This window comes from Breoghania sp. L-A4 (genome assembly GCF_003432385.1).
Classification (GTDB): Bacteria; Pseudomonadota; Alphaproteobacteria; order Rhizobiales; family Stappiaceae; genus Breoghania.
Genome location: NZ_CP031841.1, coordinates 3,457,718 through 3,473,341 on the forward strand (window position 1 = coordinate 3,457,718; position 15,624 = coordinate 3,473,341).

Genomic DNA, 15,624 nt, shown 5'->3' on the forward strand with positions numbered 1-15,624 from the left:
CCTGCTTCTCGTTGCACAACGAAGAACGCGCCGGGAGCGATCCACGGCGCGTTTTGCATTTCAAGTATCCTGGATGCTTCCGCGGCCCTGCGTCCCCGCCGTCAGATATAGTCGGCGAGCGTCAGATTGTAGAGGATGGACGTGGCCCGGTAGCTGGCTTCCATCATGGTCTGCAACTGCAACACCTGCGCCGCAACCGTTTCCAGATCCACGCCCTCGATATCCTGCACCGCACCGGCAAGCGAGGCCTGGGTCGTGGTGTGGCGCTCATCCACACGTTGCACCGCCACATAGGTTGTGGCCATCTCCATGTTGAGGCGCTGGATCGCGGAGGCACGCCCATCGGTGTCCGTCAGTTCGCTGCGAGAACGCTGCGCCATCGCGGTATAGAAACCGTGATCCGCCTCACTATCGGCGGAAAAGTCGGCCGCCTGGAATACCGCCATCGCCTGGATGATCTCGCGGATACCCTCCTCGTTGGCACGCGCGCCATAGGAGATATTGAAAGACTGGTCGATGGTCGCGATCGCGTCGTCGCGCGGATTGGTCGCGGAATTATCGCCCACGTACCAGGCCACGGTGTCGGCGGTGCCGTCGCGCTCGGCCGTGGCGTTGGCAAAATCTGGCGGCGGGCCGCCGCCGTCGACGCGCTGGATCGGGTTGCCCTGAAAGGTGTCGAAGAAGCGGTCGCCGGCACGGCTGTGCGACGCGGCCTTGAGGTTCGTTCGCGCGTCCTCGCCGAGCGCGAGATCGAGCGCATCGAGAAAATTCTGCGCAGTGTCGTCCGGCGTTGCGCCCAGCTCGAAGCCGTTCTGCTCGCCGGCCTCCGCCGCCACATGCAACTCGATCACCGATTGCGATCCATCGGGCAGGTCCAGGTAGATCTTGATGCTCTCACCGACCGCCGGCTGCCCGGTGAAATCGAACGCTTGATCCGCCGGAGGGCCGGCGTTGTAGGTAACGGTGACGTTGCTCAGTCCCGCTGCACCGCTGGTATCCTCGACGATCTTGTAGCCGAACGGATGGGTTCCGTCCTCGGCGAGCGACACGGTGCCGGCGGCGCGCCCACTGGTCAAACGGCCGTTCTCCAGCGTGCCCAGATCGGCCTGCAGATATTCGTCCATGACCTGCTGCAGCCCGGCCTGCGTCGCCGTCCCGCCCATCATGGTCTCGTAGGAGACGACCGGCGCGGTATCGACGTCCTTGCCGGAAAACAGTTGCCGTCCGCCCACGTCCGCGTTCGCCAATGCGATCATTTCGATGAGCGATACCTTCGCGGACGTCTGGCTGTTGGTGCTGCCGTCGGTCTGCTGCACGAAGTTGTTGGGATCGATCGCGGCGCGCGCCTCGCTGCGGATTTCTCCCATGCGACCGACCGTCTGGTCCAGCACGGACATGCGCAGGGTGACCAGATCGATGGTGCGCTGATGGGTTCCCACCTCGCCGATGCGCTGCTTCAAGGACAGATCGAGACTGCGCGTGCTGCCAAGCTCTCCGTAAGTGGTGGAGTTCTTCTGGGTTGCCAGCTGGCGCTGCAGATCATCGAACTTCGCGCGCATGCTCGTCAGCTGGGTGACCAGCGACGCATCCTTGAAAAAGACCGTTGATACAGACATACCCTACCTCACACTCTCATCAGGACGTCGAACATTTCCTGCACAATCGTCATCACCCGCGCGTTGGCGGAATAGGCGTTCTGCAACTCGATCAGCCGGGCGAGTTCTTCGTCGATATTCACTTCAGAGGACGCATCCAGCCGGTCGCGCAGGTTGTTGCTGACCACTTCCTGGCCCGCCCGTGATGTTTCGATGCCCGCGGACAGCGCGCCCTGATGCGCGATCATTTCGGTCAGATAGTCGACCACCGAGCCGTTGAACGGCGCCGTCTTGGTGCCGATCCCGGACGCGCTGTCGAACTGGAACGCCGTCTTCGTCAGGGCGTCGTAAAGCGCCTGGGGCCGGGTCGGATCGCCCGACAGCGTCTCGGGAGACGTCTCGTAGATCACCAGTCGCGAGGAATCTTCCGCCAGCGCCCGGTTGACCGTGATTCGGCCCGCGTAGCCGATTTTCTGATCTCGGCCGTCGAGCGCGTTCGTATAGCTCTGGTTCGTCACCCCATCCGTGAACAGGGGCAGCGCAGTACCCTCCCCCGTCAATCCGGTCGCGGTAACGTTGGCGCTCAGGCCGGTCACGCTGGTCGCCGTGCCGCCGTCGTCGAGGATGCGGATGACATCACCGCCCTCGTCGCTGACGGTGAAGGTGCCGCCGAGCGCTGTCTGGATCTGCGCCACGATGGACGCGGTGTCAGCCGTGCCCGCCGTGAAATCAATGCCGAACACCGTGTCCGACGGGTTCGCCGTGGCCGAATTGGCGAGCGGCAGCTGCGAGGGGTCGTCGACGCGCACGAAACTGACCGTGCGGCTCTCACCGGAGCCGACATCGGTGTAGGTCAGCGTCGCGACGTTGCCCTTCTCGAGCTGATTGTAGAGATCGATGTCAAAACCGGCGGGCGCCGGGTTGGGTCCTCCGGCCGCGGTGCCGGGAACCGTATAATTGGACAGTGCGAGCGACAGCTGGCTCGCGATCTCGTCAAGCTGGTTTTGCGCAGTCACGAGATAGTCGTCGCGCATCGCCAGATAAGCGCCGAGCTCGCCCGATCCGATGCCGTTGGTGGAAATCAGATCTGTCGTCGAGCCGCCCGCCGCCACAAGCGTCAGCGTCCCGACCCCGCGCAACGCCGGATCGGCGTCCCACTGGGACTCCGCCGATATCGTGGCGCGCTTGTCGAAGCGCAGATCGGAGGCATAGACGTCCAGCAGCAGGATGCCGTTGGTCGTGTGCAACCGCACCGAACCGTTTTCGGCTTCCTTGATATTCAGATCGACGAGCCCGGAGAGCTCATCCAGGTACCGGTCGCGCTGATCGAGAAGATCGGTTGCCGAGAAGCCGCCCGCCTTCTGCAGGACGATCTCCTGATCGATCGCGCCGACGTTCTTGACCAGTTCGTTGATCCGGTCGACCGTATCGCTGATACCGGTTTCCGCATCCTGGCGCATCCTCTGGATGGTGGCCGTGGCGCTGTTGAGTTCGGATGCCAGCGCCTTGGCGTTCTGCATCGTGGTCAGGCGGATGGTGAAGTCTTCAGGGCTCGACGCCAGATCGGCAAGGCTGCCCACAAAGTCCGACATCACCTGGGTCAGCGAGCCAGGGTCGTTGAGACTGCCCACCAGCTCGTCGACGCGCGACGAATAAGAGGCCATCAGGTTGATGAACTCCATGTCGGCCTGGCTGGTGCGGTATTGCGCCTGCACCTGCTCGTCGAGGCTGCGGTTCACCTGATCGCCGACCACGCCGATGACCTGGCCGTCGTTGCCATAGTAGACGGAAGCGGTGACGCTCTTCTTGGTGTAGCCAACCGTGTCGGCGCTGGCGATGTTCGCTGCGGTGACGTCAAGCTGGCGCTGGTTGAATGCCAGGCCGTACAGAGCGGTATTGAGCGCGGAACTCAGACCCATGACATCAACCCTACTTGTTTACCCATCTGACGTGCGCCCCGCCGCCGAGATGAAAGCCGGCGGCGGGGCAAAGGGTCCTATCGGACCATGTTGAGCGCTTCTTGAAGCATCTCATCGCCGCTGGTCACGATCCGGGTGTTCGCCGAATAGGCCTGCTGGGTGATGATCAACTTGGAGAACTCATCCGCGATATCGGTGTTGGACGCCTCAAGGGCGTTGCCCTCCACCGATCCGGTCGCGCTGAACAACGGCACGCCGGAGTCCGTCGTCTGCGCGAAGGCACCACCTTCAAGCCGCGCGAGACGCCCATCGGCGTTGAACGAGGCGATCGGGATCTCATAGAGCGCGCGGGTCTGGCCGTTGTTGTAGGTGGCCACGATCCGGCCGTTGCCGCTGATCTTCACGCCGGTCTGATCGCCAGTCGAGAAACCGTTCTGGTTCAACGTGTTGACCGTCACTCGACCATTGGGATCATAGGTCTGCGTCAGACCGCCGGAGCCGAAGTTGAAATTGACGTCGCCGACAACCGCACCGTTCACCGTCACATTGGAGAGCGTGATGCTTGTCGTGGCGGGTACCGCCAACGACCCATTGCCGTTGAACTGGAACTCACCCACGTTGGTGTAGCGCGCATTCGCGCCCGTCGCGTCCGCGTCGGTGAGATAGTAGAGGTTCCAGGTGTCGAGGGTCGCCGGGGGACCCGCCGTGGGATCAGCGTTTTCGGTCTTGGCCCAGCGCAACTGGACGTTCACCGGAGAACCGTTGTCGTTGTAGATCGTGATGGCTTCGCCAGCGACGGAAGAGGCAAGGAAGTCGCTCTCGGTCGCCGCCGTGATGTCAGCGCCCGGGGTACCGACCAGCAGTTCGGAGCCCGGATCGGCAGGATCCGCGTTGGTCGTCAACGGATAGGTCGCGATCTTCGCGCGATACTGAATCTCGGTGGTCGCGGTGGCCGGAAGAATGTCGTTCTGGATCTGGATCAGCTCCGGCACGCTGCCCGACGGGTTGCCCGTCGTCGCATCGATGGCGTTGCCGAACAGATAGTATCCGGCGCCGTTCACGAGAAAGCCTTCCTCATCGAACTGGAAGTCGCCACGGCGCGTGTACACGTTATCACCGGAGAAGATCGACCGGCCGTCGCTCTCGCCCACCTTCTGCTGCACGACGAAATAGCCGTCGCCGTTGATCGCCATGAAGGTGTCGATGTCGGAGCGCTGGATATCGCCGGCGATATCATTGGTGGCGCGCGAGTTCGCCAGCACCGTGCCGGCAATCTGCGTGGTCTGGTCCGTACCGCCGCTGGCAACCAGATCGGCGAAGCTCGTATCGAGCCGCTTGTAACCAATGGTCTGTGAGTTCGCGATATTGCCGGAAATATTCTCGAGTGCGTAGGACTGAGATTTCAAACCGGAAATCGCCGCATTGATGGCCCCGTAGATTCCCATCGACTTCTCCTAAAGTTGGTACGGAACGCGCAGCCGTGTCCGCAGTGAGCTGTCCTTCAATTGGCAAACAGCGTGCCAATCCCAACGAAGGAGATAAAACGCAATGGAATCAATAAACTCTCAGGATGGAAAGGGCGGGAGACACAGCGGGCGAATGGCAATTCGTGCCGCCCGCGGCAAAGTTTGCCGGATGCGGCGACGGTCCTTGCCGAGCCATTCACGCATCGCGATGCCAGCTGGCGAACCGAGTCCACCCGCAGAGGGTGCCTGAATGCGGTGGAAGTGGCGCCGATGTGATGTGAGCCGTGCGTTGTGTCAATCAGGTCATGCTCCTTGAACGATTTTTGCTCTAGGATCAGGCGCGAAATATCAAAGAGGATCCCCGCGCCATGCGTTTTGAAGGCACTGCCGACTACATCGCCACCGAAGATCTGCGTGTGGCGGTGAATGCCGCCATCACCCTGGAGCGGCCTCTGCTGATCAAGGGCGAACCGGGCACCGGCAAGACGGTTCTGGCGAACGAGGTCGCCAAGACGCTGAACGCGCCCCTGATCGAATGGCACATCAAGTCGACCACCAAGGCGCAGCAGGGCCTGTACGAATACGATGCGGTCTCGCGCCTGCGCGACAGTCAGCTTGGCGACGAACGCGTGCACGACATCGCCAACTACATCAAGCGCGGCAAGCTTTGGGAAGCCTTCTCATCCGACGACCGTCCGGTCCTGCTGATCGACGAGATCGACAAGGCCGACATCGAGTTCCCCAACGACCTCCTGCTGGAACTCGACCGCATGGAATTCCATGTCTACGAGACCGGACAGACCATCAGGGCGGAACGGCGACCGCTGGTGATCATCACGTCCAACAATGAAAAGGACCTGCCCGACGCCTTCCTGCGCCGCTGCTTCTTCCACTACATCAAGTTTCCCGATGCGGACACGATGCGTGAAATCGTCGACGTCCACTACCCCGGCATCAAGGGCATGCTGCTGCGCGAGGCGCTGCAGATCTTCTACGACGTGCGCGATGTGCCGGGCCTGAAGAAGAAGCCCTCGACGTCCGAGCTGCTGGACTGGATCAAGCTGCTGATGAATGAGGATATCGATGCGGCGACGCTGAAGGAACGCGATCCCACCAAACTGATACCGCCGCTGCATGGCGCGTTGCTCAAGAACGAACAGGATGTGCATCTGTTCGAGCGCCTGGCCTTCATGGCGCGCCGCGAAAGCCGCTGACCGCCATGGCCGGACAACCGCGCGCGTTCCTCGTCGCCACAGTCCTCGCGCTGCTCGCGGCATGTCTGATGCCGAAACCTTCGCACGCGGTCAGTGGCTGGCGTGACGAGGCGGCGGGCCTGGTGCACTTCAGTGGACTTCGCTGCCCCAACCGGATCGCATCGCTGACGCGGACGGACACCACCAGCGCGTTCGGCGACATGCTGGCCAGTTGCACCTATCAGTCCGCCGACATCCACGCCGTGATCGGGATTATGGAACCAAACGCCGTCGTGCGGGCGCTTCACACTCTCGAACAAAACTATCTGTCGAGCGGTTTCCCGCTTGTACAGGGCGAGGCAGCCTCTTCAATCGGCCTGACTTTCGCCGTCGGGCGCATCGGGTCGCGCGAACTGCTCGAAACCATGTGGCCCATACGGGTCGGTGGTAACGATCACATCCTGTGGGTCAGCCACCGCCACGAGGTCGACCGCCAGGAGGTCGACACCTTGTACGACGCCGTCGTCCAGATGCTGCGTGCCGCGCAGGCGACCCGCTAGCGCGTTTCAGACCGACACGCGCGCCCGGACATGCGCATCGACATGCGGATAATCGATCGTGCCCTGCACAAGCGCAGGCGACGGCCGGCCGAGGAAATAGCCCTGAAACAGATCGAACCCGGCATCAAGGGCGATGCGCAATTCTTGCTCGGTTTCGATACCCTCGCAGCTGACCTCGACATCCAGTTCCTTGATTAGCTCAACCATGCCGGTGAGAAAACGAACCGCGCGCATGTCCCCGCGACAGCGCGACAGCCATTGCAGATCGAATTTCACAAGATCGGGATGCAGGTCGAACACCCGGTCGAAATTGGAGTGCTGCGCGCCGAAATCGTCGATCGCGATGGCAACGCCGTGGCTGCGGAACTGTTCGACGACCTGCGCCAGGATGACCTTGTCGTCATGCATCGTTTCGATAATCTCGAACACGAGACGGCGCGGCTCGATGCCGTGGCTCTCGAGGCGCTGCATGAACGTATCGACACAGCGCTCCGAGCGCAGCACGTCGGTGAAGACCTCCGGATTGATGTTCAGAAAGAGCTTCTGAGTGCCGTCCGCAAGCAGGCAAAAATTGCGCACATGCAGGACCCGCAAGAGGCGCTCGAGAAAAAAGCCCTGGTCGCGATCCACCGCGTTCAGGAACGTATGAACCGGAAGCGACACCCCATCGAGCATCGGCCGCAGCAGCGCCTCATGCCCCTGGAGCACGAGCCCGCGCTCGCCGCGGCGGAAAATCGGCTGGAACGCACTTTCCAGCCGGTAGCGCTCAAAGCATCCTATCGAGCGACCGTCTCTCTCATACGAGAGACTGCGCACAACCCGCTGAGCCTCTTCACCATTCAAAACGCGTTTCCATCCGTGTATCGCCTCATCGGAAAAACAATACGAATGAATCTCTTTCCGCATGATTAATCGCAAGTACCCGAAAAAAAGCTAAAATCCGAATTAAACGTGACATGAACTTAGGCGATGAATAGCAACGGCATCTAATCCGTCCGCATGTCGTGACTGGATACACGGACGAAAACCTGGAGGCTCCATGCAACACCGCCGTCTGTTTTTGGTCCGACACGCCAAGTCGGCGTCGAACGACGAGCCGGGAGCCGACTTCAACCGCGCCCTGTCCGGCCGTGGCCGGCGCGCCTGCCGGCTCATGGGTGACTACATGAACGCCCATGCGCTTCTGCCCGAGACGATCCTCTGTTCAGCGGCTCAGCGCACGCGCGAGACCCTGGCGCACTTCCTCGCCGTCTTTTCGCACGACCACCGGATCCTGCTGACGCACGCGCTGTATGACGCGCCGCATCGCGATTGCTACGAGATCATACGAAAGCACGGTGGGGCGGCGAAAACGCTGATGCTGATCGGCCACAACCCGTCGATCCAGGAGATGGCGCTCGACCTCACGAAGGACGGTGACCCCGCATTGATCGCCGCGATCGTGACAAAATATCCCACGGCGGCGCTCACGGTACTGGACCTCGACATCGAGAGCTGGTCGGACGTCGCGCCCCGAACGGCCCGCCTCCAGTCCTTCATCACGCCGCGCGATATCGATCAGACACCGACAAGCCACGACGAGGATTAAGGTCGTGTTTGCCCAAGCCCCTTGTCACACCTACATGACATCCGACACAGCACATGTCCGCGGGGGTCACAGCATCACCAGCGGATCCATCCACCATGACGGCCCGAACCCTTGATCAAGCTCCCCGATATTGCCGACGAAGCCCGCCTGGCGCTGGCGAATCTCAGCGACGCCGCAACGAACCTGACCGTGCCGACCATGCGGCTCGGCGTGACCGGGCTCTCGCGCGCCGGAAAGACGGTGTTCATCTCGGCTCTGGTGCACAACCTGATCCACGGAGGACGGCTGCCGATGCTGGAGGCTCTGGCGGGCGGACGGCTGGCGCGCGCCTATCTGCAGCCGCAGCCCGACGATGCCGTTCCCCGCTTCGATTACGAATCCCACATCAACGCCTTGCTCAACGACCGCGTCTGGCCGCATTCCACCATGCAGGTCTCGGAGCTGCGGTTGACGCTGGAGTTCGAATCCGCCGCATGGCTCAGTCGGACCTTCGGCAGCGGTAAGCTGCATCTCGACATCGTCGATTATCCAGGAGAATGGCTGCTCGACCTCCCGCTGCTGTCCAAGGATTATGCAACCTGGAGCCGCGAGGCTTTGGCGCTGTCACGCTCTCCCGCGCGCGCGCCGCTCGCGAAAGACTGGCACCGCAGCCTGGAAGGCGCCGATCCCGCGGCAGACGCGGACGAATCCACAGCCCGCGACCTGGCGGCACGGTTCACCAGCTATCTGGCTGCCTGCCGCCACGACGAGCACGCCCTGTCGCTGCTGCCGCCCGGACGCTTCCTGATGCCGGGAGACATGCAGGGATCCCCCGCCCTGACCTTCGCGCCGCTGGACGTGGACGAACACGCGTCCATGCGCAAGGGCTCACTGCACGCGATGATGGAGCGCCGCTACGAGTCCTACAAACGCTACGTGGTGAAACCCTTTTTCCGCGATCACTTCGCTCGCATCGATCGGCAGATCGTCCTGGTCGATACGCTGGCGGCGCTCAACGCGGGACCCGCGGCGATCGTCGATCTGGAAGCCGCTCTTGAAGGCATTCTCACCTGCTTCCGTCCCGGAAAGAATTCCTGGCTGTCCTCAATTCTGGCGCGCCGGACCGACCGCATCCTGTTCGCCGCCACAAAGGCCGATCACGTGCACCACGGCGATCACGACCGGCTGGAAGCAATCCTCCGCCGGCTCGTGGCCCAGGCCATCGAGCGTGCCGAATTCGCCGGCGCGGATGTGGACGTGGTGGCCATGGCCGCGATCCGCGCGACCCGTGAAGCGCAGGTCGAACAGGGCGGCGATATCCTTCCCGCCATCCTGGGCACGCCGCTCGCCGGCGAAAGGATCAACGGCGAGGCTTTTGACGGAACATCAGAAATCGCCATGTTTCCCGGGGACTTACCTGATCTTCCGGAATCAATTTATAAAACTTACGCTGTTAATAATACGAATGAAGATGTTGCGGTTGAATCACAACATGAAGCCGTTGAATCACATTCTCAGGCGGGCTTGCGGTTTCTGCGCTTCCAGCCGCCGAAGCTCGAACGCACTCCGGGCGGGCGGCCGCTTTCACTGCCCCATATCCGCCTCGATCGGGCCCTGCAATTCCTTATCGGAGACCGGCTGGCATGACCCCCCGAGACAACCGCCGGGCCGGGCGCCCGAGAAGGAGACCGGCACGCGCGGACGAACGCCGCGCGCCTTCCGCCTGGACGCCCGCGATGTCATCGTGCAGGACGCGCGGACCGACGACACGTTCCCCAAGGCCGCGGCGCGGATCGTGCCTGAGCCGGAAGAACCGGCGAGCCGCCCGCTGGCACCCGCTCGCCGCAAGCGGCGCACGGGGTGGGGACGCCTTTTGACGGCGGCTCTCGGCGGGCTTGCGACGCTCGCCATCGGACTCGCCATCGACGGATTGATCCGCGACCTGTTCGCGCGCAACGACTGGCTCGGCTGGACCGGGCTGGCGCTTGCGGGCCTTGCCGCCTTCGCTCTGGCGGCCCTCGCCCTGCGTGAGATATTCGGCCTGATGCGCCTCAAGCGGATCGACAGTATCCGCACGCGCCTCGCGGCTGCCGCGGACGCAGACGATGCACGCGCCGCCAGGCCCGTGCTCAACGAGCTGACCGCCCTCTACGAAAGCCGCCCCGAGACCGCGCAGGGACGCGCCGCGATGCGGGAGCATATGCGCGAGATCATCGACGGGCGCGACCTGGTGATCCTCACCGAGCGCACGCTGCTGGCACCGCTCGACGCACAAGCGCGCCGGCTTGTGGCGGATGCCGCCAAACGGGTGTCCGTCGTCACCGCCATAAGCCCCCGCGCCCTGATCGATCTCGCCTATGTGGCCATCGAGAACATGCGCACGATCCGGCGGATCTCGGATCTCTACGGCGGACGGCCCGGCACCATCGGCTTCCTGCGACTGGCTCGAAACGTCCTCGGCCACCTGGCGGTGACAGGCGGCATGGCGGCGGGCGACAGTCTCGTCCAGCAGGTGTTGGGTCACGGACTTGCCGCACGTCTGTCGGCACGCCTTGGCGAGGGAGTCATCAACGGCCTGCTGACCGCCCGTATCGGCGCCGCCGCCATCGACGTGTGCCGTCCCGCGCCATTCATTGGAACCAAGCCGCCACGCATGACGGACTTCATGGGGAGCTGACGAAAGCCGTCGACAGCGAGGAAGACCGCGAACGCAATTCCACCCCGGATTGACCTGCGACGGAGTCGGGCAGGATTTCACTTTTTTCCAAGCGTGATTGTCCGATCGCCTATCCGGCGATTATGCTTAATGCCGGTTTCACACATCGCGCGCCACGATCGGGCGCAGCCCGGCAAACAGTGATTGTCCCCGCATTCCAAGAGCAGGTTCATGGTGATCGACGGCATTCTAACTCGAGAACTCAATCATCTGACGGACGCGCGTGGCGGTCTGGTGGAGATATACAGATACGAATGGGGCGATGATTGCGATACGGTGCAGTGGAACGTGGTCCACAGCCGCGAGAACGTGATCCGTGGCGTGCATGTTCACGCGGACCATTTCGACTATCTGGTCGTTCTCTCGGGAACACTCGTTCTCGGACTGCATGACATCCGCACCGACAGCACGACGCACAGGGAATCGGATCTGATCACGCTCGAAGGCAACGCTCCTTGTTCGATCTCTATCCCGCCCGGTGTGTGTCACGGGTTCTATTTTCCGGTTCCAACGGTCTACATCTACGGCCTTTCAGCCTATTGGACACCGACTGAGGACCTTGGTTGCCGCTACGATTGCCCGGAACTTGGGCTGCGATGGCCGAGCAGCGATCCCGTTCTCTCAGCGCGCGACGCCGCGGCGGGATCGTTCGATGCGATGAACGAGGCCTTTCAGCACAAACTGAACCGGCAGGCGGCGGAGACGCTGGTTTGACCGCAGATCCTGCAGACGTATCCATCGGGCTGGTCGGGTTCGGACGCTGGGGCAAGAACATCTTCCGCGATCTCCGCTGCCTGGGCGTAGCGGTCCATGTCGCCGTGCCGGGACCCTTGAGCCAGAAGGCCGCCCTTGAAGCAGGCGCCCTCTCCGCCGTTGGCGATGTGCGTGATTTGACCGGTATGGATGGCTATGTCGTCGCGTGTTCGACGCATATGCATGCGCATGTGCTTGAGATCCTGGCCAATCGACAACGCCCGATCTTCGTCGAAAAGCCCATGACAGATAATCCCGCCGCGGCGCGGCGCCTCGTCGACATGGCCGGGGACCGGATCTTCGTCATGGACAAATGGCGATACCACCCCGGTGTGGTCGCGCTGGCACAACACGCGAAGTCCGGCGCGCTGGGCGAGATCCTCGCCATTCGCACCTACAGACTGGGCTGGGGCAATCCGCACAATGACGTCGACGCGGTCTGGATCCTGTTGCCGCATGACCTTTCAATCGTTCTCGAAATCATGGGCGACATTCCAGCGGCCCGAAAGGCCGATGCCCTCATTCCCGGAAGACCCGGGGACGGCATTATCGCAACCCTGCAGGATGGACCCGGCGATGTTCTGGTCACGTCCGAGGTGTCTGCGTGCCAGCCGGCGTCCCGCCGCTCGGTGACCGTTATCGGCACGCTGGGGACTGCCCAACTCGCCGATTCCTACGACGATTGCCTGCTGACCGTCGCGGCGGCGCCCGGACAAATGGCGACGCCTCAGCGCCTGCCGGTGGGAACAGAGATGCCCCTGCTGCTCGAACTGTCGGCCTTCCTCTCTCATCTCAAAGGAGGCCCCGCACCGCGAAGCTCCGCAGCGGAAGGACTGATGATCGTCGAGCGAATTCATGAACTGAGGCAAATGGCCGGCCTGCGATGAGCGACAACACCCCTCTCTTCGCGATCCTGCTGCCCGTGCACAGGCCGCCGAACATGCTGCGCATTGCGGTCGAAAGCGTGCTTGCGCAAATCGAATCCAGTTTTGAACTTCTGATCGTCTGCGACGGCGCGCCGCGCGAAACCGTAGCCTGCGCCAATGCGTTTGCCGCCCGCGACAAACGCGTCAAGGTGTTCGATTTTGACAAGGGCGAGCGGCATGGCGAGGCGCACCGGCATGCGGCGCTCGCGGATACAACGGCACGCTTCGTGGCGCATATCGGCGACGACGACATCTGGTTTCCAGACCATCTCACGGAATTGTCGGCTCTGCTGGATGATGTCGATTTCGGCAACTTGCTGCAGGCGGAACTGCTGACCGATGGGACTATCGAAGTCCACGTCGGTGACCTGTCCGAACCGCAGACCCGTGATCACATGCTCCTCGACACATGGAATTTCTTCGGCCCTTCCGTGGCCGGTTACCGGATGGCGGCATACAGAAAGCTGGCGCGCGGCTGGAGCCCCGCACCCGAGGACCTGTGGTCCGATCTGCACATGTGGCGAAAATTCCTCGAACGCGACGATCTGACATTTGGCACGCGTTTTTCGGTGCAAGGCATCAAGTTCCCCGCGCATGGCCGCGAGACCATGGGCGTCGGGGAACGGGAAGCTGAAAACGCGCGCGCCGTCCAGATGTTCACCGCACCCAAACGGCGCCGCGACTTTCAGGCGCGGGCATTTCAGGCGCTGTTTCATGCCAGACAGACGATACTCAATGACCAGCTGAACCGCGTCGCTACAGCCCTGGACGGAATCAACGCGTCGCTCGCGCCATTGAAGCCGGCGCAGGGGCTTCAGACCCCGACGCCCGGCGGTTGCGCGCATCAGTCCCAGCTGCCGCCGGGTTCCATCGCGAACACGATCGTGAAGGTGCAATCAAGCGCCGACTCCCTGACCGAAGGCGTCGACGCTCTTCGCGCCAACGCCGAAGCCGCCTGGCGGGAACTGGACACCATCAAGTCGTCGCCCCTCTGGACGCTCTCATGGCCCTTGCGCCGGCTGGAGAATTTTCTCAAAAACCGGTGACGGAGGCCGCCGTCGCGGGAGCGGCGCACGCTCCGCGCCGATTTCCACCGCCATCCCGGGGCCTCACGCATCCCCGGGATGCTTCGCGAAACCGCCATATTCGTTCCTTACGTATCGGAAGTCCGGGCGCGTTGATGTGTCATTGTGCTTTGCCCATTCACAGCAACTCCTTGGGAAATGGCCCATGCATCGCGCCGCCGCTTTCGCAACGCTCCTGCTCACAACATCCCCCGTTTTCGGCGGCCCCGCCGATATCGAAATTCTCGACCGCCTGGTCGGGTCGTGGCAAGGCAAGGGCGAATTGCGCGATAACGCCAACGCCGAGCCAGGCATGATCGAATGCCGCCTGGAAACGACGAAAAACGGCATGACCCTGACGATATCCGGCCAATGCTCGGGCGCCGCGAAGGGCGCCAAGATGGCCGGCAACCTGCGCTGGTCCGAAGGACCAGGCCTGTACGTCGGCAGTCTCCAGGGCGCCTCGCTGTCCGGCACACGATCGCTTTCGGGGAAGCGCCATGGCGATTCCCTGCAGCTGCGCATCAGTGGTGACGACCAGGCGAGCAATCTCACGATGGCGCTTTCGGGCAACGACAGGGTGCGGCTCACTGTGACTGGCGGCAACAAGGCCACGCTGCTCGATCTCCCCTTGACGAAACGCTGATCGCAAACGACCCTTCGCCGCCATCAAAGGGTCCACGATGTTCATCACCTTCTTCACCGATCTGAAAGCCGCCGGACTGCCCGTGTCATTGCGCGAGTATCTCACCTTGATGCAGGCGCTCGAGGCCGATCTCGCCGAGAAACGGGTGGAGGATTTCTATTATCTCGCGCGCCTCACCCTGGTGAAGGACGAGAGCAACCTGGACAAGTTCGACCAGGTGTTCGGCCACACGTTCCGGGGCCTGGACCTGATGAGCGACGCCGTCGAACAGGCGGAGATCCCGGAGGAATGGCTGCGCAAGCTGGCCGAAAAACATCTCTCGGAGGAAGAAAAGGCGCAGATTGAGGCGCTGGGCGGCTGGGACAAGCTGATGGAGACGCTGAAAAAGCGTCTCGAGGAGCAAAAAGGCCGCCATCAGGGCGGCAGCAAGTGGATCGGCACCGCCGGAACCTCGCCGTTCGGCGCCTATGGCTACAACCCGGAAGGCATCCGCATCGGCCAGCACGAAAGCCGCCACCGCCGCGCGGTGAAGGTCTGGGACAAACGCGAGTTCAAGGATCTCGACAGCACCGTCGAACTCGGCACCCGCAACATCAAGGTGGCGCTGAAACGGTTGCGCAAGTTCGCCCGCGCGGGCGCGGCAGACGAGCTCGATCTCGACAACACCATCAAGGCCACCGCGCACCAGGGGTGGCTCGACGTGAAGATGCGGCCTGAACGCCGCAACACCGTCAAGGTGCTGCTGTTCTTCGACATCGGCGGCTCGATGGACGATCATATCCGTGTCTGCGAGGAACTGTTCTCAGCCGCCCGCGGCGAATTCAAGATCATGGAGTATTTCTACTTCCACAATTGCCCCTATGAATTCGTCTGGAAGGACAACGCGCGGCGACATTCCGAGCGCATTCCCACATGGGACGTGCTGCACACCTACCCCTCCGACTACAAACTGATCTTCGTCGGCGACGCCGCCATGAGCCCCTATGAGGTCGCCTATCCCGGCGGATCGGTAGAGCACTGGAACGAGGAACCCGGCGCCGTCTGGTTGGAGCGCCTCACCAAGACGTTCGAGCACGCGGTCTGGCTCAATCCCTCGCCTGAAGCGCACTGGGACTACACCCAGTCCACCCAGATGCTCCGTCAGCTGATGGACAACCGCATGTATCCGCTGACACTCGAGGGCCTGGACGCGGCGATGAAGGAACTGGTGCGGTAGACG

General features: G+C 62.6%; 14 protein-coding genes. 10 read left to right on the plus strand and 4 right to left on the minus strand.

Annotated features, from left to right (window positions below):
- Window positions 1–101: 101 nt before the first annotated feature.
- The 3 genes from D1F64_RS15825 to D1F64_RS15835 all read right to left on the minus strand — a co-directional run bounded on the left by D1F64_RS15825 (window position 102) and on the right by D1F64_RS15835 (window position 4,959).
- Window positions 102–1,616 (minus strand): hypothetical protein, encoded by a 1,515-nt coding sequence (locus D1F64_RS15825; protein WP_117413210.1) that lies wholly within the window; start codon window positions 1,614–1,616, stop codon window positions 102–104.
- 8 nt (window positions 1,617–1,624) lie between these two features.
- Entirely contained in the window at window positions 1,625–3,514 is a 1,890-nt protein-coding gene (gene flgK / locus D1F64_RS15830; RefSeq protein ID WP_117413211.1) for a flagellar hook-associated protein FlgK, read from the minus strand.
- Window positions 3,515–3,591: 77 nt separating this feature from the next.
- Entirely contained in the window at window positions 3,592–4,959 is a 1,368-nt protein-coding gene (locus tag D1F64_RS15835) for a flagellar hook-basal body complex protein (protein WP_117413212.1), read from the minus strand.
- 389 nt (window positions 4,960–5,348) lie between these two features.
- Between D1F64_RS15835 and D1F64_RS15840 the strand changes: the two genes are divergently transcribed.
- Window positions 5,349–6,194: a MoxR family ATPase gene (locus D1F64_RS15840; RefSeq protein WP_117413213.1), complete on the plus strand. Its 846-nt coding sequence runs from the start codon at window positions 5,349–5,351 to the stop codon at window positions 6,192–6,194.
- 5 nt (window positions 6,195–6,199) lie between these two features.
- Window positions 6,200–6,733: a hypothetical protein gene (locus D1F64_RS15845; protein WP_117413214.1), complete on the plus strand. Its 534-nt coding sequence runs from the start codon at window positions 6,200–6,202 to the stop codon at window positions 6,731–6,733.
- Between the two features lie 6 nt (window positions 6,734–6,739).
- On the opposite strand, the gene D1F64_RS15850 is transcribed toward D1F64_RS15845, so the two are convergent.
- On the minus strand, window positions 6,740–7,549 hold the full coding sequence (locus D1F64_RS15850) for an EAL domain-containing protein (protein WP_162901604.1): 810 nt from the start codon (window positions 7,547–7,549) through the stop codon (window positions 6,740–6,742).
- A gap of 223 nt (window positions 7,550–7,772) precedes the next feature.
- Here D1F64_RS15850 and D1F64_RS15855 point away from each other — a divergent pair, with 223 nt between their 5' ends.
- The 8 genes from D1F64_RS15855 (at window position 7,773) to D1F64_RS15890 (ending at window position 15,621) form a co-directional block, all read left to right on the plus strand.
- Window positions 7,773–8,321 (plus strand): histidine phosphatase family protein, encoded by a 549-nt coding sequence (locus tag D1F64_RS15855; RefSeq protein ID WP_117413216.1) that lies wholly within the window; start codon window positions 7,773–7,775, stop codon window positions 8,319–8,321.
- Between the two features lie 114 nt (window positions 8,322–8,435).
- A complete protein-coding gene (locus tag D1F64_RS24715) occupies window positions 8,436–9,947 on the plus strand; it encodes a YcjX family protein (protein WP_248304785.1) in 1,512 nt (503 codons plus the stop codon).
- A 97-nt stretch (window positions 9,948–10,044) separates the two neighbouring features.
- Window positions 10,045–10,977: a TIGR01620 family protein gene (locus tag D1F64_RS15865; RefSeq protein ID WP_248304484.1), complete on the plus strand. Its 933-nt coding sequence runs from the start codon at window positions 10,045–10,047 to the stop codon at window positions 10,975–10,977.
- Between the two features lie 210 nt (window positions 10,978–11,187).
- A complete protein-coding gene (locus D1F64_RS15870; protein WP_117414646.1) occupies window positions 11,188–11,730 on the plus strand; it encodes a dTDP-4-dehydrorhamnose 3,5-epimerase family protein in 543 nt (180 codons plus the stop codon).
- Window positions 11,727–12,656 carry a Gfo/Idh/MocA family oxidoreductase gene (locus D1F64_RS15875; protein WP_162901605.1) on the plus strand — a complete coding sequence of 310 codons (930 nt, stop codon included), beginning with the start codon at window positions 11,727–11,729 and terminating at the stop codon, window positions 12,654–12,656. The genes D1F64_RS15870 and D1F64_RS15875 overlap by 4 nt, the downstream gene beginning before the upstream one ends.
- On the plus strand, window positions 12,653–13,741 hold the full coding sequence (locus tag D1F64_RS15880; RefSeq protein WP_117413220.1) for a glycosyltransferase family 2 protein: 1,089 nt from the start codon (window positions 12,653–12,655) through the stop codon (window positions 13,739–13,741). Before D1F64_RS15875 ends, D1F64_RS15880 begins: the two co-directional genes overlap by 4 nt.
- A gap of 184 nt (window positions 13,742–13,925) precedes the next feature.
- Window positions 13,926–14,405 carry a hypothetical protein gene (locus D1F64_RS15885; RefSeq protein WP_117413221.1) on the plus strand — a complete coding sequence of 160 codons (480 nt, stop codon included), beginning with the start codon at window positions 13,926–13,928 and terminating at the stop codon, window positions 14,403–14,405.
- 37 nt (window positions 14,406–14,442) lie between these two features.
- On the plus strand, window positions 14,443–15,621 hold the full coding sequence (locus D1F64_RS15890; protein WP_117413222.1) for a VWA domain-containing protein: 1,179 nt from the start codon (window positions 14,443–14,445) through the stop codon (window positions 15,619–15,621).
- The last annotated feature ends 3 nt before the right edge of the window (window positions 15,622–15,624 follow it).